This is a genomic window from Kitasatospora sp. NPDC101108 (assembly GCF_055584725.1).
On sequence record NZ_JBVJLM010000026.1, the window covers coordinates 23,529 to 40,638 of the forward strand.

The window sequence follows — 17,110 nt, forward strand, 5'->3', positions numbered from 1 at the left end:
TACGGTACATCAGTGTGCTGATCAGTCGCTATGTACGAACTGATTCGCGCCAACGGGGTCGGCCTCCGGGGTGGTCACCGCTGCTGCGGCGCGCCGCAGCAGCGAGCGGAACACCACTACCTCCTCGGCCAGGAACGAGCTGACCAGCCGCTGTTCGGCGGTGTGCTCGGCCGCCTCGCCGCGAACCGCCAGGATCCGCCCGTCCTCGGTCAGCCGCGCGGTGAAGACGTGCGAATGGACCGAGGACACCTGCCGGCGGACCAGCCCGCGCGCCTCCAGCGAGGCGAGCCGGGTGGCCATCGTCTGCGGCGTGACCAGGCAGTGCCGGGCCAGCTGCGCCCCGGAGGCGTCGGGGTGCTCGGCGAGGACGCGCAGGGTGAGGTACTGCGGCACGGTCAGGCCGACCGTGCGCAGGGCTCTGCCGCGAGCGGCCATCATGGTCTGCTCGCACTGCTTGAGGAGGTGTCCCAGCCTTCGGGAGGGGACGTCCTGGTCGGGGGGAGCCACGCGGCCTCCTCGGTGGTCGGGACCTGAACTGCTACTCAGAACCTTAATACTTCGTAGAGCTCTGAGTTACAACTCAGAAAACGAACTCGTTTGGGGCACACGTCAGTAGCGGGTTCCGACCGGCGCCGGAAGGGAGTCCAACGCGGCCAGATCGGCGTGGCTCAGCTGCACCTCGGCGGCCGCGGCGTTCTGCTCGATGTGGATCCGGCGGGTACTGCCGGGGATCGGGACGACATGCTCGCCCTGGGCCAACGTCCAGGCCAGCGCGACCTGGGCCGGGGTGGCCCCGTGCCGGGTGGCGATCTCCCGGATGCCGTCCGCGATCCGCAGGTTCTGCGCCCGCGCCTCCTCCTGGAAGCGCGGCAGCCGGGCCCGGAAGTCGTCCTGGTCCGGCGCGTTCTCGCCGTCGAAGCGGCCGGCCAGGAAGCCGCGGCCCAGCGGGGAGAACGGCACGAAGGCGGCGCCGTGGGCCACGCACCAGGGAAGCACCTCGGCCAGCGGGTCGCGGCTCCACACCGACAGCTCGGACTGGACGGCGCCGACCGGGTGAATGACCTGCGCGGTCTCCAGCTCCTCGACGCCGACCTCGGACAGGCCGATGCCGCGGACCAGGCCGGCCTCGACCAGCTCGGCCATCGCACCCCAGGACTCGGCCAGCGGGACGTCCGGGTCCACCCGGTGCAGGAGTACAGCTCGACGTGGTCGGTGCCGAGGCGCTTGAGCGAGTCGCGGATCGAGGCGTGGATGTGCTCGGGGCGGCCGTTGCGGTACATCGGCCGGTCCGGCTCCTGGACCAGCCCGACCTTGGTGGCCAGCACGGCGTGCTCGCGGCGGCCGGCCAGGGCGCGGCCGAGCAACTCCTTGTTGCTGTAAGGGCCGTAGACGTCGGCGGTGCGATCAGGGTCATGCCCTGGTCGAGGGCGCGGTGGACCACCTCGACGGAGGCGGCCTCGTCGTAGCCGCCGGTGGTGTAGAAGGCGGTCATCCCCATGCAACCGAGGCCGATGGCTCCGACGGTGAGGCCGGTGGGGCCGAGTTGGCGGCTGTGCATGATCTCTTCCTTCGGGTGGTTCGGTTCGGGCGGGGGCCGGTGCTTGTACGGGCCCCCGGAGGTGGAGCGGTCCGGGCGGGGCGGCGGGTTCACCGCGTCCCGCCCGGACCGGTCGCTCTTGCCTGGCTGGCGCTTCGGGCACGCCCCAGGGACTGTCAGCGCCCGGCGCCGACCGGCTCGGGGGCCTCCTCGGCCTCCGGGGCGGTCGCCGCGGCCGCGGCGGCCTTACGGTCCTTGAGCATCACGGCGATCAGCGGGGCGCTGAGCGCGGCCACGCCGGCCAGGATCCACAGCACGGTGCGCAGCGCGTCGGTGTAGCCGTCGGCGAGGAAGGTGTGGAAGGCCTCGCGGCCGGCCTCGGCGACGCCGGACTCCGGGTCGGCCAGGTTGCCCTGGGCGACCTTGGCGGCGAGGCCGTCCGGGTTGCCGGTGAAGGCGCTGCCGTAGGAGTCGAGGTTCTTGGAGACGTTGGAGCTGACCAGGCTGACCAGCACCGAGCCCATGCCGGCGATGGCGATGGCCTCACTGGCCAGGCGCATGGTGTTGAACATGCCCGCGGCCATGCCGGCGCGCTCCGGCGGGACGGAGCCGATCGCGGCGCCGTCCAGCAGGCCGAAGGAGATGCCGACACCGGTGCCGATGATCAGGAACGGGCCGATCAGGCCGGCCATGCCGACGCCGGGGTGGATGGTGGTGAGCCAGGCGGCGCCGCCGGCGACCAGCAGCAGGCTGACGGCCAGCAGGGTGCGGACCGAGATCTTCGCGGCGAGGCGGCCGGCGATGATCGGGAACACCAGCACAGGGACGGTGAGCAGCAGCATCACGGCGCCGGCCTCGGAGCTGGTGAAGCGGTTGGCGCCCATGAAGTAGGAGGGCAGGAAGACCAGCAGGCAGACGAAGCCGAAGGCGAGGGCGACGGGGACGAAGCAGATCGCCACGAAGCGGCCCTGGGTGAACAGGGTCATGTCGAACATCGGGCGCTCCTGGCGCAGTTCGACCACCACGAAGAGCGCGAGCAGCAGCACGGAGCCGGCCAGCAGGCCGAGCACCACGGGGCTGGCCCAGCCCTGCTGGGGGCCCTCGACCATGGCGAGGGTGACCAGTGCGAGGCTGGTGGTGAAGGTGATGGTGCCGCCCCAGTCGACGCCGCGGGCGCCCGGGTCACGGGACTCGGAGATGCGCGGCAGGGCCAGCAGCAGCGCCAGGTCGATCGCCGCGTGCAGCAGGAAGACCGAGCGCCAGCCGAAGGAGGAGACCAGCACGCCGGAGGTGGAGGGGCCGAGCGCGAGGCCGACGCCGAAGGAGGAGCCGAGGATGCCGAAGGCCTTGGCCTGGGCGGGGCCGGAGAAGGTGGTGGCGAGCACGGCGCTGCCGGCGGTCAGCACCGCGGCGGCGGCCGCACCGGCCAGCAGGCGGGCGGCGTCCAGCAGGTAGATGTTGCCGCTGAGGCCGCTGACCAGGGAGCACAGGCCGAAGAGCGTGATGCCGATGCCCAGCATCCGGCGGCGGCCGACCAGGTCGGCGATGGCACCGCAGGCGAGCATGAAGCTGGCGAAGGTCAGGTTGTAACCGTTGACCACCCACTGGAGCGGTCCGAGGCCCGCGCCCAGGTCAGTGGCGATCTTCGGCAGGGCCACCGAGGCGCCGGTGAGCGAGGCGGGGAGCAGCCCGCCGGCGATGCACACCGCGGCGAGCGTGGTGCGTGGGTAGCTCTTCATGGGTCGGGGACTCCAATGTCGATGACGTCGACCGTGGTCGGGTGTCGATGGGTTCGATGAGGAGCAAGAACCCTGTTCGATATCAGAGCCCTTACTTACGACAGGGGACGTTATGGGTTCGCCGCAGCGGGCGTCAAGGCGGTCAGAGGGTCAGCTTCGGAAGTCTTGAGGAAGTCTTGATATGAAACAGAGTCGCAAGCTGACTACGAATCCTGATACTGTCCTCGTGTCTGGCCCCCCGTCAGCAAGGCGGTACGGGCCGGTCGTAAGGACCTTTCTGCCTGTTCGGAGACGCGCACCGCGCGCACTTCATGTGATGGGGGCATTGACATGACGCATCGGACTGAGGTTCAGTACCTGGTCGGCGACCGCTTCGGCGCGCTGGCCGCGAACGATGGAGTGGCCACCGCGGGGGTTCGTCAAGGACCTGCGAGCGGGCCGCTACAGTGACTCCGGGCTCCACCTGACGCTGATCAACGGCCAGGACAGCACCGCGAGCAGAACGTCCTGATCGCCGGGCTCCGCCAGATCGACGCCCTGCGCTACCAGGCGGACCTGAGACTGGACAACGACAACGAGCTGCTCCTGGTCCACACCACGGGCCAGCACATCCAGGGCATGATCACCATCGAGGCGGCGCGCCAGATGTTCCTGGCCGTCACCGAGCGGTTCTACGCCTCGGCCTGGCCGGCGCGGCAGTACTACTACGTGGATCCTCACCGCGAGCATCGACAACCCCGAGCGACTCTTCTTCGGCGTCGAGATCGCCGTCAACCAGGGCGGTTCCCGCGCCTCGCTGTCAGGGTCGAGCTCACCGCCTCGCGCCCTCCGCCGGCTGGCGGACCAGGGCGTGCCGCGCGAGGAGGTGAACCGGGCGTACTACCGGCTGTTCGCCGGCGTCCCGGAGGCCGAACTCGCCGAGCAGGGCGAGCAGTGGTTCCGGACCCGGACCGAGGCGGGGGAGCTCTTCCACGCCCCCGCCCTGGCCGCCTTCCGGCGGCACACCGAACAGGGCCACCGCACCGTCCTGGTCTCCGGGTCCTTCCCCGGCTGCCTGGACCCGATCGCCCGCCACGTCGCCGCCGACACGGTCCTGTGCAGCCGCCCGCTGGTGGCCGACGGGATCCTCACCGGCGAACTGGAGCAGCCGATGATCGGCGCGGCCAAGGCCGCCGCCGCCCGCGAGCTGCTCCGCACGGCGGGCCTCGACCCGCAGGAGTGCCACGCCTACGGCGACCACTCCTCCGACCTCGACCTGCTCCGACTCGTCGGCCACCCCACGGTGGTGGGCGAGGACCCGGTGCTGACCGAGCACGCCGACCGCGGGGGCTGGAGCCGGCTGCCCGGCCTTGGCCACGGCGCGGCGGCAGCACTGACCACCTGACCACCCCTCCCCGGCGCCCGCCCGGCCCCCCGTACCCGGCGGGCGCCCCACTCGACCACTGTTCAACAGCTCAACAGCAGCCAGGAGGCATTCCATGCGCGCCATTCGTTTCGACAGCTACGGCGGCCCCGAGGTCCTGACCCTCGTCGACGTGGAGATCCCCGAGCCCGGCGCGGGCGAGGTGTCGATCGACGTCGAGTACGCGGGCGTCAACTTCGCCGAGGTGATGTTCCGTCGCGGCCAGTTCCAGCCCGGCACCCCGCACGTCCCCGGCCTGGAGGTCACCGGGACCGTCCGGGCCGTCGGCGAGGGCGTCACCAACCTGCGCCCGGGCCAGCGGGTCGCCGCGCTCACCCTGGCCGGCGGCGGCTACGCCGAGGTCGCGGTGGCCCGCGAGCGGCTGACCGTCGCCCTCGACGGCGAGCTGGACGCCATCCCCGCGCCGGTCGCCGCCGCCTTCCCCTGCAACCTGCCGGTCTCCTGGGCGATCCTGCACGACGTGGCCCGGGTCCGCGAGGGCGAGAGCGTCCTGGTGCTGGCCGGCGCCGGCGGCGTGGGCAGCGGTGCCGCGCAGATCGCCCGCAACCTGGGCGCCGGCGCCGTCTACGGCGCGGTGAGCAACGCCGACAAGGCCGCGTTCGCCAAGGAGAAGTTCGGCTACGACGAGGTGCTCACCTACGACGAGCTGGAGGCGCGCGTCCCGGAGCTGACCGGCGGCCGCGGCGTCGACATCCTGCTGGACTCCATCGGCGGCCCGGTCCGCGCCAAGGCCCTGGACCTGCTGGCCCCGCTCGGCCGCCACGTCGTCTACGGCAACGCCTCGCAGGAGGACCACACCTACGAGGCCAACCTGATGTGGTACACCGCCAAGACCGTGGCCGGGTACAACATCGGCGGCCTCGCCGACCAGCAGCCCGACCTGGTCCACGGCCACCTGGTGGAGGCCGCCCGCCGGCTCGCCACCGGCGCCGTCCGGATCGAGACCACCGAACTCGCCCTGGAGGACGCCGTCAAGGCGCACGAGATCCTCGAACGCCGCGACTCCACCGGCAAGTTCGTGCTGCGCGTCAAGGCCTGACGCCCGCCGCGAGCCCTCCCAGGCCGCCTCCGCCCTCCGGCGGAGGCGGCCCTTCGGCGTTGGATGCGGATCCTTCGAGATCCACCCGCAGCAGGCCGTCCAGGTGCCGCGGCGAACCGGCTCCTCGTTCAGGACCACTTCAACCGGGCCGAGCTGTTCTCCCAGGTCGACTCCACCGAGGCCGCCGTCGCCGCGGCCCACTGGGTGCGCCTGCCCCCCGCTCGACCCCAGGCTCCCCGCCCGCGACGCGCCGGAAGACCCCCGGCAGGGGCCTGACCATGCGCCGTCCGCCGTGCCAAGCGGCGCCGCCGTACCGAGACGTCGGCGATCAGTCCGCCGTGGCGATCAGCGGCTGGAGCAGGATGTCGGGTTGGGCGCGCTGGAAGGCGTTCAGGTGCCACTTGTCGGCGAACAAGGCCAGCAGCACGTCGTCCGAGCGGCGGGTGAGCACCTCGCCATTGGTCAGACGGGCTTTGGCCAGGGCTGCGGCGCCGTCGGCGTCGGTGATCCGGGCCAAGCGGTAGGAGAGCTGGTCGAGGGCGATCGGGGAAGAGAACTCGTGCTCCATCCGGTGCAGGATCACGTCGAACTGCATCGGGCCGACCGCAGCCATGACCGGCGCCTGGTCGCCACGCCGGTCGGAGACCAGCACCTGGATCACGCCTTCCTCATCGAGTTGGGCGACGCCCTTGCGGAACTGCTTGGAACGGCTGATGTCCTTGGGCCGTGCCACCGCGAAGTACTCGGGGGCAAAGGCGGGCAGCGGGGGAAACTCGGTCTTCTTGCCGGTGTAGAGGGTGTCGCCGACCCGCAGAGCGCTCGCGTTGATCAGGCCGACCACGTCGCCGGGGTACGCGGTGTCGACCACGGTGCGCTCGGCTCCGAACACGGTGTGTGCGTACTTGGTGGCGAAGGAGCGGCCGCTGGCCGCGCGGGTGACGTGCATGCCGCGCTCGAAAACGCCGGAGCAGACTCGGACGAAGGCGATCCGGTCGCGATGGGCCGGGTCCATGTTCGCCTGGATCTTGAACACCAGGCCGGAGAACTCCTCGCCGACCTCGCGGCTGCCGCCCTTGGCCAGCGGGCGGGGCCCAGGAGCCGGCGCGAGGTCGACCACGGCGTCCAGCAGGGGCTTCACACCGATGTTGGTCAGCGCGGCGCCGAAGAAGACCGGGCTGATCTTGCCGGCCTCGAAGGCCTCCTGGTCGTAGCCGGGGCCGGAGGAGAGCACCAGCTCCAGTTCCTCCAGCGCGGTCGTCCAGGCTTCGCCCTCCTGCTCGGCGGCCTTCTCGGAGGTGAGCTGCTCCTCGAGGGCGGCGTGCGTGCCGGCCGGCACCTTGGTGTAGCGCAGCATCTGCTCGGTGTTCCCCGCTTCGACCAGGCCGCGCAGGTTGCCGGCGTTGCCCACCGGCCAGACGACCGGGACGGGGGTGATCCCGAGGTGCGTCTCGATGTCCTCGAGCAGGGTGAGTGCATCCCGGCCGCGCCGGTCCCACTTGTTGATGAAGGTGATCACGGGGACGCCGCGATGGCGGCAGACCGCGAAAAGCTTGCGGGTCTGCTCCTCCAGGCCCTTGGCCGCGTCGACCAGCATGATCGCGCAGTCGACGGCGGCCAGCACCCGGTAGGTGTCCTCGGAGAAGTCGGCGTGGCCGGGGGTGTCGACCAGGTTCAACACATGGTCGCGATAGCCGAACTGCAGTGCGGCCGAGGTCACCGAGATACCGCGCTCGCGTTCCAGCTCCATCCAGTCGCTGGTCACGCCGCGTCGGTCACCCTTGGCGTGCACCGCACCGGCAGAAGTGATCGCCCGCGCGTGCAGCGCCAGCGCCTCGGTGAGCGTGGACTTGCCCGCGTCCGGATGGCTGATCACGGCGAAGGTCCGTCGGCGGCCGGCCTCATGAAGGACCTGCGGGACGGGGACGGATTTTTCGGTGCTCACGGGTTTCCTCGGGTACGCATCGGCAGCAGGCCGGGTGACGCCTCTCCGTACCTGGTGAGCCGGGGATCACGTCCGCAGGCCCAAGAAGCGATAATAGGCTGCCGGACGGCGTGACCCCGAAATTCCCGTTTGCCGGCTGCTGCCCCGACTCCAGCCGGGACAGCAGCCGAACTGTCAGGAGTCGAAGCCGAGGCCGAGCCGGTCCAGGGTCCTCAGCCACAGGTTGCACCGACCCGCTCGGAGTGGATCATCAACTCGCCTTCGTCGAAGCCCTGTTTGGCGACGGTGCCCTCATGGAAGCGCCGGGCGACCTCCTCGCTCTCGCAACCGGCCACCTGCGGGGATCAGAGACGGCAAACACCTGTATCCGGGTGGCCGTTTCCAGGGATCGCCATCACCCCGAACCACCGCGGCTGCGCCATGTCCGGGACCGGCTCACCACCAGGCCCCACCGCCCCGGTCTCCTCCACCTGAACGGCGGTAGTGACCGGCACGGCTTCCGCCTCGGATACCGTGTTCCTGCACGGGGTGCCATAACGGATGTGGCGTCCCCTACGGAGGTAGCCAGCGTATGAGTTCCAAGCGCAGCCAGAATCCAGCCCTGCCCGTCCTCGACGACGCATACCGGCTCGCGTCGGTCAAGGACACCGAAGAGTCCACCCGCGACTTGGCCGCACGGCTGGCCACCACCGAGCTGCGCCGCGCCTCCCACCCCGGCCGGGTCACCTGGGATCCCATCGATCAGGCCGATCCCGTACCGGCCCCGCCGACTGTGGTCGACGGTGACGGGGACCTGTGGCTGCGGGACCGGGGCACCGGCACCTGGACCATGCCCGAATTCGACCCGAAGACGTTCCCGGCCCGCTGCGGCGAGGTTCTGACGTGGAATCAGCTCGCCTGTGAGTACGGCCCGCTGACCGCACTGGCCAACGACCGCCACATCGGCGGCGGCGGCCGCCGCCGCCGATGACCGCGCCGCCCTCTGAGTAGACCGCGCCCTGGAAGGACACCGACGCGGCCCTGACGGTGGCCCTTCTCCCCGACCGGGCGCGGATCGGGCAACACGGTCCGGCGGTTGTCCTGGCCGTGTGCCCGCTTCGAGGTGTTGCGTGAACCATGGGCCGCGCCGCCGAGATGACCGGCACGACCCCCGGCTTCCTGCGCTCCCTCGGCGAGCAGGGCCTCATCACACCGTTGCGCTCGGAGGGCGGACACCGCCGCTACTCCCGCTACCAGCTGCGGATCGCGATGCGCGCCCGCGACCTCGTCGCCCAGGGCACCCATCGACGTGGCCTGCCGGGCAGCCGGGCACCGCCGGCCGCCCCAAAGCCGAGTCCGCCGTTTCGGTGCACCGGCCGACCGTTGCGCACCGCTCCGGCCGCCCGGCACCTGCCCCACCGATCGCGGCCCTGCTGCACCGCCCCGGCGTCGACCAGGCGCTGCGTGAGTTCCACCCCTGCGTAAGCCGCTTCCGGGCCGCGGGATTCCGGGGGTCGTGTGAGGCCGCACCGACCTGCGCGTCCACTGCCCGGAGGGCCTCCCCTGGCGGGACACGGGGCCGAAAGCAGCGGTGAGGGATACTGCGAGCGCACAGGGCGATGGCCGGCGCGTCGGCGCCGACGGGACGGTCCTAGAAGCTGAGCAGGCCGATTGCGTGGCCGTCGTGGTCCACCACCGGCCACACGGCCAGGCCTCGGGCGCGCATGGTGGCGGCCGCCGCGTCTGCGGGCATGTCAGCGGTGGCGTACGGGCCACGGTCGAAGACGATGTCGCGCACCGGAGTCCGCTCGGTGTACCAGGAGCGGGCCTGGAACGGGGCGAGGTGGAGGCGCGTCAGCAGCCCTGCACAGCGGCCGTCGTCGTCGCGGACCAGGAGGTGGTCGGTGCCGGAACTCTGCAGGACGTCCATCGCCATGTCGACCATGACGTCGTCGCTGATCTGCAGCTCAGGGCATTTCATGAGGTCGCCGACCGTGGCGGCGGTCTCGGTACGTTCGAGGGTGATGGTCATGGGCGGACTCCTTCGCGTATCTACCGCCGGGACCGGCGGTGGGCAGGGCGCTGACGCTGGGACGGCCGGCGGGTGCGCCGGAGGGGCCGAGAATGTTGTTCGCTTGGTGAGTGGTGGGGCCGGGACCGGCGGCAGTCCTGGCCCCCACGTACGCGCTAAGCGGCGAGGGCGGCGCGGCGCGGTGCCCGGCGGCGGCCGGAGGAGCCCTTGTTGTCGCGGCCCGTGGCGGTGGCGTGGGTGTCGACTCCCGCGCGGGCGGGGCGGCCGCGGCGCCCGCGGCTCGTGGACGGGCTGCGGCGGGGGCGTTCGACGACGGGGGCGGCGATCACGGTGGGGATGCCCGTGGGCACCCGGGCGCCGGTGATGCGGGCCAGGTCATCGTCGCCGGCGCTGACGCGGGTGGTGACGGGGGTGATGGCGGCCGTGGCCATCATGCGGGCCATGTCGCGGCGCTGGTTGGGCAGGACGAGGGTGACGACGGTGCCGGACTCGCCGGCGCGGGCGGTGCGCCCACCGCGGTGCAGGTAGTCCTTGTGGTCGCTCGGCGGGTCGAGGTTGACGACCAGGTCGAGGCCGTCGACGTGGATGCCGCGGGCGGCGACGTTGGTGGCGATCAGCGCGGTGACCTGGCCGGTGCGGAACTGCTCCAGAGTGCGGGTGCGCTGCGGCTGGGACTTGCCGCCGTGCAGGGCGGCCGCCTTCACCCCGTTCGCGAGCAGGTCCTCCACCAGGCGGTCAGCGCCGTGCTTGGTGTCGATGAACATGATCACGCCACCCTCGCGGGAGGCGATGTGGGCGATCGTGGCGGCCTTGTCGTAGCTCTGCACGTGCAGCACGTGGTGCTCCATCGTGCTGACCGCGCCTGCGGACGGGTCCACCGAGTGGGTGACCGGGTCCTTCAGGAAGCGGCGGACCAGGCGGTCGACGTTGCGGTCCAGGGTGGCGGAGAACAGCATCGTCTGGCCGCCCTCGGCGACCTGTTCGAGCAGCTCGGTGACCTGGGGAAGGAAGCCCATGTCGGCCATCTGGTCGGCCTCGTCGAGGACCGTGATGCCGACCCCGTCCAGCTGGCAGTCACCGCGCTGGATCAGGTCCTTGAGGCGACCGGGGGTGGCGACCACGACCTCGGCCCCCTGGTTCAGGGCGTGGGCCTGGCGTCCGATCGACATCCCGCCGACCACGGCCGCCATGCGCAGCCGCACCGCGTGGGCGAACGGGGTGAGGGCGTCGGTGACCTGCTGCGCGAGCTCGCGGGTGGGCACCAGCACGAGGGCCAGCGGCCGGCGCGGCTCCGCGCGCCGGCCGGCGGTGCGGGCCAGTACGGCGAGGCCGAACGCGATGGTCTTGCCGGAGCCGGTGCGGCCTCGTCCGAGGACGTCACGGCCGGCCAGCGAGTTCGGCAGCGTGGCGGCCTGGATCGGGAACGGCGCGGTGACGCCCTGGCGGGTCAGCACCGACAACAGCGCCTTCGGCATGTCCAGCTCGTCGAACGCTTCGACGGCCGGCAGCGCCGGGGTGGTGCTCATCGGCATCGCGAACTCGCCCTGCAGAGAGGAGCCCTGACGGGATTTACGGCCGTCGGCGGCCCGGTCGCCGTAGAAGGAGTTGCCGCCGGAGCGGGATCCGTAGGAACTGCCGGAGCGGGCGGAGGCCGAGGATCGGGAGTTGGTGTTGCGGTACGGGGAGCGACTGGAGCGGTTCATGGAAAACCTTCCTGGGGCGGCACGTCACGAGGCGGCTCCGCAGCGCGGGGCGCCGGCAGGAGATCGCGAGAAACGGGCCGAAAGTATGGAGAGGGCGGGGCGTGGACGGTGAAACCGTGCGGCACGTCACCTCAGGTCCGCGCTCACCGCGAAAGGCAAGGAGCGAAGATCCTCGAACCGTGGGTGTCACGGCAGGGCGCCGATCCGGACGCGGCGCGGGACGTCTCGCGTGGGGATGGCCGCCGGTGGCGGAGCCAGGGGGCCGGAAACGGCCGGGGTGTGCGGTGTGGCGCAATGCCGAGGGGCCCGCACCGGGCATCATGTACGCGGTGCGGGCCCCTCGCTACCAGGCGGGTGCCGTGGCAAAAAAACTACAGCGGACGAATGTTCTCGGCCTGCGGGCCCTTCTGGCCCTGCGTGACGTCGAACTCGACCTTCTGGCCCTCGAGCAGCTCACGGAAGCCGTTGGCGTTGATGTTCGAGTAGTGGGCGAACACGTCAGCGCCGCCACCCTCCTGCTCGATGAAGCCGAAGCCCTTTTCCGCGTTGAACCACTTCACAGTGCCATTAGCCATAAAAAAATCTCCTTCAAGGGGCTGTCCGAAACCCGCACAGCGCGGACTTCGAGTCGCCGCGATGAGCACCCACCCGGGGAAGAGCCGGGAAACAAAAAGGCGCCTGCGAAACATCAGCAGGCGCACACAAAGTTCATGGGAACCACTACTGCAACTACAACGACTCTAGCAGGCCCAGGCCCGCCACGGGCGGAAATTCCACCCCGGTTCTGCAGGCCCCCCTCCCCGGGACCACAGGGCGCGAGGCGAGATGACCGCCAACCCCCATGAAAAACACCCTAGTTCGCCTGGGAGCTCCGCCCTCTCGACGCCCGCGACCCACCCTCCTCGGATGGGCGAGCCCCACGGGCGCCAGGACGGACCTGCCCGCGGCGCCGGCCACGCAGCGCGCCCACCGGCACCGTCCATGATCGTTTCGGACCGCGTACGCGAAACTCCTGCCGCGGCTCAGAAATCGATTGCACCGGAGAGACCCGCTCCCGCGATTTTCGGCGCATACTGCAGGTAATGAGAAGATCTGTAGCAGTCCGCCGCGCCCTGCCCACCAGCCCCTTCAAGGCCCAGACCGAAGCGCCACGCAAGCACTTCGCCGTCGGCGACCGCGTCACCCACGACACGTACGGCCTCGGCCGGGCCATCGAGGTCGAAGGAGACGGCGACATCGCGGTCCTCGTCGACTTCGGATCTCGGCGCGAACGCATCACCCAGCCCTACACCGCGATGTACAAGCTCTGACCCGAGACCGACGCGCTTCTCTGAGGCGGAGGGTACGCGCGACGCCGAGCTGGCCGCGCGTCCCCTCCGAAGCGCATGGGCGCCCGCCCCAGCGCCACTGAAGCGGTACCGGCGGTGACCGGCAAGGCACGCGAGACGCGCCGTTCATGGCCTCGACGACGAACCCCTGGCGAGGACTGTCCCCGCCCGTAAGAGCCCAACAACCCACGGCCGACCTGCAGACCACTTTCTCCCGCTCCGCAGCCAGTTGCCGAGCGGCGCTTCCGGGTCGGTGACCCGATCGACCGGGCATCCGCACGTGCCCGTCCCACCATCCGGCGGGAACCGATCGTGCAGCAGCACAGCCGCCGCGTCATGGATCTATGGCGCAGGCTTCGACCCCGCCCCACGCCCGGCCATCCCACCATCGAGACAAGCGCGGTGCGCCATCAGGCAAGGGTGCCGGTCACCTCGCCTTCTACCGGTGATGCCGGCCGTCGCCGGGCGGAGCGGCGGAGGCACCCTGCCCATCTCCATTCGCCGGCGGCGGCGTGCCCTGCCCCGGATCCAGCTCAGGCTTCTCGTGCTCGCCCATGAGCTGCTCCTCTCCCGAGACGGAGGGCACTGCCGATATAGAACATCGGGTCACGCATCGTGCCGTCTCGGTGACCCGCGGATTTCTGGGCGGGTCGTGTCGGGTCCGATCCTTGCGTAGTCGGCGAGGATCAGCAGCTATACGTCGGCAGCACGGGCCCCTGCAACGCCGCGATCGCCCGCTGCCGCGAACTCGGCCTGTTCGCCGAACGGATCGAGGCGTCACCGTACGACCCGGCATTCGACCGCACGGAGGTGCCGCCCCCGGCCGACGACGCGTTCTGGACCGCGCTCGCCGCCCTGGTCGCCGAACGCGATGGCATACTCCTGGAGACAATCTACGTCCGCAACGGATCCCGCTGGCACTGCCTGACGCCCGCCAACTTCGACGCCACACGCACCGCGCTGACTCCGCGCGCCAGGCTGGCCGTCTGGCCGGACCTCACCGCCGACATCGACCCGATCCTCGACGCCATGAGCCGGCCCGGCAGGCTTGAACTCCTCGTCGTGCAGCAGTTGGACGGCCGGATCTACACGCGGATCGCGGACCGGTGGATGGCATCCCGCACGGACTCCTACGGATACTTCCAGCGCTCCGACAGCCTCGCGCTGGTCCCACTCCAACCGGCCGAGCGCAACCCACTGATGACCGCGGCCCTGCCCGACGAGGACGGCGTCCTGCGTGCCCAGTGGCGTACCAACCCCACCCGGGCAGACCAGCGCCGCCCTTTCCTCCGCACGATACGAAGGGGCGAGATCCGCACCGGGAAGGTGGCCGCAACGCCCCAAATTCGGTGTCTTCGTCGACCTAGACGACGATCTCGGCCGAGCGACGGGCTTCATCAACGTCCCCGAGCTGTCCTGGACACACTTCGAGGCCATCACCGACATCGTGCAGGTCGGACAGGAGATCCGCTTCGAAGTCCTCGGCGTTGACCTGGAGCGCGAACGGGTCGCGCTGTCGCTCAAGGCCTCCCAGGAAGACCCATGGCGGCGCTACTTCGCCACCCACCACGTCGGCGAGGTCGTCCCCGGCACGGTCACCAAGGTCGTCCCTTTCAGCGCCTTTGTCCGCATCGAACCGGGCATCGAGGGCTTGGTCCATCTTGTGGAACTCAGTGCCCACGACGTCGCCGCACCTGCGGAGGTCATCCGCAAGGCTGACGATGTCCGCTCATGCTCATCGAGGAGATCGACTTCGCACGCCGCCGCATCCACCTCTCCATCCGGCGAGCCACGGAAGCGTCCGCCCACGACCCGACCGCCGCCAGCTTCGAAACGCCGCAGTAGCGGCACGGCGGAGGGTCGCCGCAGCATCGACGACGCAGAGGTATAGAAGCACTTGTCGCCCCGACAAGGGATCACCACAGGTCAGGCCACAACGGCGGCCTCGTCTTCCACCGCCCCGACGGACGCCCACCTCCACCCCGAATACGTCTTCAACCACTTCCATCAGCTCTGCCGCGAGTTCGGCGTCCCCCGCACCACCATCCACGACCTACGCCACCTCGCCGCCACCATCTCCATCACCGCCGGCGTCCCCCTCACCGTCGTCTCCAAGACCCTGCGACACGCAACCCTGTCCACCACCGCCAACACCTACGGCCACCTCACCACCGAAGCCGCCCACCACGCCGTCGACACCATCAACCGCGCCCTCACCACCGCCGACCAGCCGACGCCCACCCTTATCCGGCCACCCGAGAACACCCGGAACTCACGCACCCTGGACCCCCAGACAACGCACCACGGACAAGGGCCCGACACAGAAGGCAAGTTGATGCCTACGCCCGGAGAGCGAGAAGATCCATCCCAGATCCCCGATATCACCATGCACTCACAAGGCCCCGAAAACGCATCAAGGCCGTTTCCGCATCACTGCGAAAACGGCCTTCGACCTGCGAAAACGCTGGTCGGGACGACAGGATTTGAACCTGCGACCCCTTGACCCCCAGCGGCCGAAATCAAGGGGTTTCGCGTCCATCTCGTCCACCCAGTCCACAAACCCGCAGGTCAGCGCGGCGGCCTCCAGGCAGCAAGATGGGGTCTGTGACACGGGTGTGACACGGTCCGGGGGGGCACGTGCGGGGACGCACCTATATATAGGGGACAGACCTCCCGCGTACGGCATGCCCGTGAGGCCACCAGGAGCCCCGGAAGCAGTGAAGCCGGCCATCGCGATTCCTTGATCGTTACGGGCGCTTGCGCCCGTCTAGGAGAGCCACACGGCGCGACAGGGGCATTCGGTGAGGCCCGGGGCCGAGCATCACCTTGACACCCGGCTCCATCGCGCCTGGGCTGGAAGAAGAGAGTCCCCTCGCGACGGGAGGTCGCGCCATGCGACAGGCGAAGATCGAAACCTACTTTGAGCGAGCAGAGCAGCTAGAAGAGGAGGGTTACGCTGCGAAGGCAGAGGGGTACTACCGCAAAGCAGCACAAACCGGCTACCTGCCGGCCGTACTGAACCTTGCCAGGATCCTTTATGAGCAGGACCGGGATGACGAAGCCGAGCACTGGTACACCGTGGCGGCGCGCGCGGGTGATTCGATGGCGATCATCAACCTTGGCGGCCTCCTCAGCGCCCGCGGTGCGGTGGACGACGCACGCAAGTACTGGGAAGTCGTCGCCAACATGACCGACAACATCTTTGCGGGGACCGCGTGCTACTGCCTGGGGCGGTCCTATAAGGAACAGGGCCACCTCGGGGATGCCCAGCCCTGGTTTGCCAGGGCTGCTGCGCTGGGGTCTGAGGAAGCACGTGTCGAGCTGGACGCCCTGATGGCGGACGACATGAAGCGACTGTTCCGCCACGACCCCGGCTCGTGAACGGCCGGCGCCCCTGCGGAAGGCGCGGGGCCAGGCAAGGGGTCGAGTCTTGGGCAGCGCCCGCGCCCCCGAAACAGAGCCTACTGCGCTTTCCTTCCCGCCGTCTGCCCCTATTTTGTCTGCTTGATTCCTTCGAGGCCAGCAGCCAACAGCTCGGCTAGTACAGCGAGCACCTCGGCATCTTCTTTCGTTAATACCCCAGCGCCTGGGGCGTCGAGCGTGAGCATTCCCCAAAGCTCCTTTTTTGATGAGACGCTCGCAGCAACGAACGTTCGATATCCGCACTCCCCTGAAGCCCACTCCGGAGGTGCCGGATTGCACCCTAGCGGTGGCGTCTCAACGTCAGCTACGAATAATGGCCCGCTATTCTTGTCAGCCATACGCTTCAACAGAAACGCCCCGTTTCCCGCGGCGTCAGGGAATGTTGTTGTGGGGTAGCCATCGCGGCCAAAGGATAGATTTTCGATACATACTAGTGACTGACTCGGCGCTGAGGTGTGCTTGATGAACTTAAAGAATGAAGCTCGGACGTCATGACCAAATCTTGGAGCAATGGTGCGCGTGACTGCCTGTTTGAGATTTCGACGCGCCACGGTTACCGCCGCCGTGCTCTTATGTAGCCCTCGATTTGCGTCAATTAAGTCTTTGGCCACTGGCTCAAGCAGAATGCACAGCCTGTGTTTAACTGCGCTTTCGGTATCCTTACCAATTCTAGTCGTCTCATCTTGCGCAGCTCTGATACTTGCAGCAGCCCGCTCTTCGGCTGCCTTAGCCTCTCTAGTAACTTTTCGCGCCTGGCGCACAGGCAAGATGATCGCCACAAAGGTGCAGACGGAACCGGCAACGGCCACTGGCCAGTCCTGCTCCCAGAGCCTGAGCGCGTATGCGCTAGCAGTACCCACAGCGGCAGCAGTCGTTCCGGTTTCCCAGCGCCACAGGGATTTAACCTTCCTTAGCACCTTCCAGGCCATACGCCGATAGGTACCCGGATCGGCGCGTCGCAACAC

Annotated in this window: 14 protein-coding genes and 4 pseudogenes; 9 read left to right on the forward strand and 9 right to left on the reverse strand. The window is 69.5% G+C overall.

Annotation, left to right across the window (positions count from 1 at the left end):
• Positions 1-21: 21 nt before the first annotated feature.
• From ACZ6Z8_RS34140 to ACZ6Z8_RS34150, 3 genes and pseudogenes are all read right to left on the reverse strand, one after another.
• A complete protein-coding gene (locus tag ACZ6Z8_RS34140) occupies positions 22-507 on the reverse strand; it encodes a MarR family winged helix-turn-helix transcriptional regulator (protein ID WP_465613902.1) in 486 nt (161 codons plus the stop codon).
• Positions 508-609: 102 nt separating this feature from the next.
• Positions 610-1,700: pseudogene (locus ACZ6Z8_RS34145) on the reverse strand (aldo/keto reductase).
• A 13-nt stretch (positions 1,701-1,713) separates the two neighbouring features.
• Complete coding sequence (locus ACZ6Z8_RS34150) at positions 1,714-3,276, reverse strand: MFS transporter (protein ID WP_465613903.1); 1,563 nt, start codon at positions 3,274-3,276, stop codon at positions 1,714-1,716.
• Between the two features lie 537 nt (positions 3,277-3,813).
• Here ACZ6Z8_RS34150 and ACZ6Z8_RS34155 point away from each other — a divergent pair.
• The 3 genes and pseudogenes from ACZ6Z8_RS34155 to ACZ6Z8_RS34165 all read left to right on the forward strand — a co-directional run.
• A pseudogene (locus ACZ6Z8_RS34155) lies at positions 3,814-3,891 on the forward strand (hypothetical protein); the annotation flags it as partial.
• 235 nt (positions 3,892-4,126) lie between these two features.
• Positions 4,127-4,660 carry an HAD family hydrolase gene (locus tag ACZ6Z8_RS34160; RefSeq protein WP_465613904.1) on the forward strand — a complete coding sequence of 178 codons (534 nt, stop codon included), beginning with the start codon at positions 4,127-4,129 and terminating at the stop codon, positions 4,658-4,660.
• Between the two features lie 94 nt (positions 4,661-4,754).
• Positions 4,755-5,738 carry a quinone oxidoreductase family protein gene (locus tag ACZ6Z8_RS34165; protein WP_465613905.1) on the forward strand — a complete coding sequence of 328 codons (984 nt, stop codon included), beginning with the start codon at positions 4,755-4,757 and terminating at the stop codon, positions 5,736-5,738.
• 328 nt (positions 5,739-6,066) lie between these two features.
• On the opposite strand, the gene ACZ6Z8_RS34170 is transcribed toward ACZ6Z8_RS34165, so the two are convergent.
• A complete protein-coding gene (locus ACZ6Z8_RS34170; protein ID WP_465613906.1) occupies positions 6,067-7,680 on the reverse strand; it encodes a peptide chain release factor 3 in 1,614 nt (537 codons plus the stop codon).
• Positions 7,681-8,251: 571 nt separating this feature from the next.
• Between ACZ6Z8_RS34170 and ACZ6Z8_RS34175 the strand changes: the two genes are divergently transcribed.
• Both ACZ6Z8_RS34175 and ACZ6Z8_RS34180 read left to right on the forward strand, forming a co-directional pair.
• Positions 8,252-8,650, forward strand: a complete 399-nt coding sequence (locus tag ACZ6Z8_RS34175) for a hypothetical protein (protein ID WP_402416899.1) — start codon at positions 8,252-8,254, stop codon at positions 8,648-8,650.
• A gap of 146 nt (positions 8,651-8,796) precedes the next feature.
• Positions 8,797-8,980 (forward strand): annotated as a pseudogene (locus ACZ6Z8_RS34180) (MerR family DNA-binding transcriptional regulator); the annotation flags it as partial.
• A gap of 330 nt (positions 8,981-9,310) precedes the next feature.
• Here ACZ6Z8_RS34180 and ACZ6Z8_RS34185 read toward each other — a convergent pair.
• The 3 genes from ACZ6Z8_RS34185 to ACZ6Z8_RS34195 form a co-directional block, all read right to left on the reverse strand.
• Positions 9,311-9,691, reverse strand: a complete 381-nt coding sequence (locus ACZ6Z8_RS34185; protein WP_465613907.1) for a CBS domain-containing protein — start codon at positions 9,689-9,691, stop codon at positions 9,311-9,313.
• Positions 9,692-9,846: 155 nt separating this feature from the next.
• Positions 9,847-11,394 carry a DEAD/DEAH box helicase gene (locus ACZ6Z8_RS34190; protein WP_465613908.1) on the reverse strand — a complete coding sequence of 516 codons (1,548 nt, stop codon included), beginning with the start codon at positions 11,392-11,394 and terminating at the stop codon, positions 9,847-9,849.
• A 371-nt stretch (positions 11,395-11,765) separates the two neighbouring features.
• Positions 11,766-11,969: a cold-shock protein gene (locus ACZ6Z8_RS34195; RefSeq protein ID WP_035850027.1), complete on the reverse strand. Its 204-nt coding sequence runs from the start codon at positions 11,967-11,969 to the stop codon at positions 11,766-11,768.
• A 507-nt stretch (positions 11,970-12,476) separates the two neighbouring features.
• On the opposite strand from ACZ6Z8_RS34195, the gene ACZ6Z8_RS34200 reads away from it, so the two are divergent.
• A complete protein-coding gene (locus tag ACZ6Z8_RS34200) occupies positions 12,477-12,704 on the forward strand; it encodes a hypothetical protein (RefSeq protein ID WP_465613909.1) in 228 nt (75 codons plus the stop codon).
• A 352-nt stretch (positions 12,705-13,056) separates the two neighbouring features.
• Here the strand turns inward: ACZ6Z8_RS34200 and ACZ6Z8_RS34205 are convergent, their stop codons facing one another.
• Positions 13,057-13,140 carry a DUF2510 domain-containing protein gene (locus ACZ6Z8_RS34205; protein ID WP_465613958.1) on the reverse strand — a complete coding sequence of 28 codons (84 nt, stop codon included), beginning with the start codon at positions 13,138-13,140 and terminating at the stop codon, positions 13,057-13,059.
• An 819-nt stretch (positions 13,141-13,959) separates the two neighbouring features.
• Between ACZ6Z8_RS34205 and ACZ6Z8_RS34210 the strand changes: the two are divergent.
• The 3 genes and pseudogenes from ACZ6Z8_RS34210 to ACZ6Z8_RS34220 all read left to right on the forward strand — a co-directional run.
• Positions 13,960-14,391, forward strand: a pseudogene (locus ACZ6Z8_RS34210) (S1 RNA-binding domain-containing protein); the annotation flags it as partial.
• A gap of 228 nt (positions 14,392-14,619) precedes the next feature.
• On the forward strand, positions 14,620-15,225 hold the full coding sequence (locus tag ACZ6Z8_RS34215) for a tyrosine-type recombinase/integrase (protein ID WP_465613910.1): 606 nt from the start codon (positions 14,620-14,622) through the stop codon (positions 15,223-15,225).
• 389 nt (positions 15,226-15,614) lie between these two features.
• The gene (locus ACZ6Z8_RS34220; RefSeq protein ID WP_465613911.1) at positions 15,615-16,103 is read left to right on the forward strand and encodes a tetratricopeptide repeat protein; all 489 of its coding nucleotides are present in this window, start codon (positions 15,615-15,617) and stop codon (positions 16,101-16,103) included.
• Between the two features lie 110 nt (positions 16,104-16,213).
• Here ACZ6Z8_RS34220 and ACZ6Z8_RS34225 read toward each other — a convergent pair whose 3' ends face one another.
• Complete coding sequence (locus ACZ6Z8_RS34225) at positions 16,214-17,074, reverse strand: GAF domain-containing protein (RefSeq protein WP_465613912.1); 861 nt, start codon at positions 17,072-17,074, stop codon at positions 16,214-16,216.
• Positions 17,075-17,110 lie beyond the last annotated feature (36 nt).

Coding starts and splice junctions, on each gene's coding strand:
- ACZ6Z8_RS34190 (WP_465613908.1), bottom strand. CDS start 11,394: ATGAACCGCTCCAGTCGCTCCCCGTACCGCAACACCAACTCCCGATCC.
- ACZ6Z8_RS34175 (WP_402416899.1), top strand. CDS start 8,252: ATGAGTTCCAAGCGCAGCCAGAATCCAGCCCTGCCCGTCCTCGACGAC.
- ACZ6Z8_RS34225 (WP_465613912.1), bottom strand. CDS start 17,074: ATGGCCTGGAAGGTGCTAAGGAAGGTTAAATCCCTGTGGCGCTGGGAA.
- ACZ6Z8_RS34200 (WP_465613909.1), top strand. CDS start 12,477: ATGAGAAGATCTGTAGCAGTCCGCCGCGCCCTGCCCACCAGCCCCTTC.
- ACZ6Z8_RS34165 (WP_465613905.1), top strand. CDS start 4,755: ATGCGCGCCATTCGTTTCGACAGCTACGGCGGCCCCGAGGTCCTGACC.
- ACZ6Z8_RS34220 (WP_465613911.1), top strand. CDS start 15,615: ATGCGACAGGCGAAGATCGAAACCTACTTTGAGCGAGCAGAGCAGCTA.
- ACZ6Z8_RS34185 (WP_465613907.1), bottom strand. CDS start 9,691: ATGACCATCACCCTCGAACGTACCGAGACCGCCGCCACGGTCGGCGAC.
- ACZ6Z8_RS34150 (WP_465613903.1), bottom strand. CDS start 3,276: ATGAAGAGCTACCCACGCACCACGCTCGCCGCGGTGTGCATCGCCGGC.
- ACZ6Z8_RS34195 (WP_035850027.1), bottom strand. CDS start 11,969: ATGGCTAATGGCACTGTGAAGTGGTTCAACGCGGAAAAGGGCTTCGGC.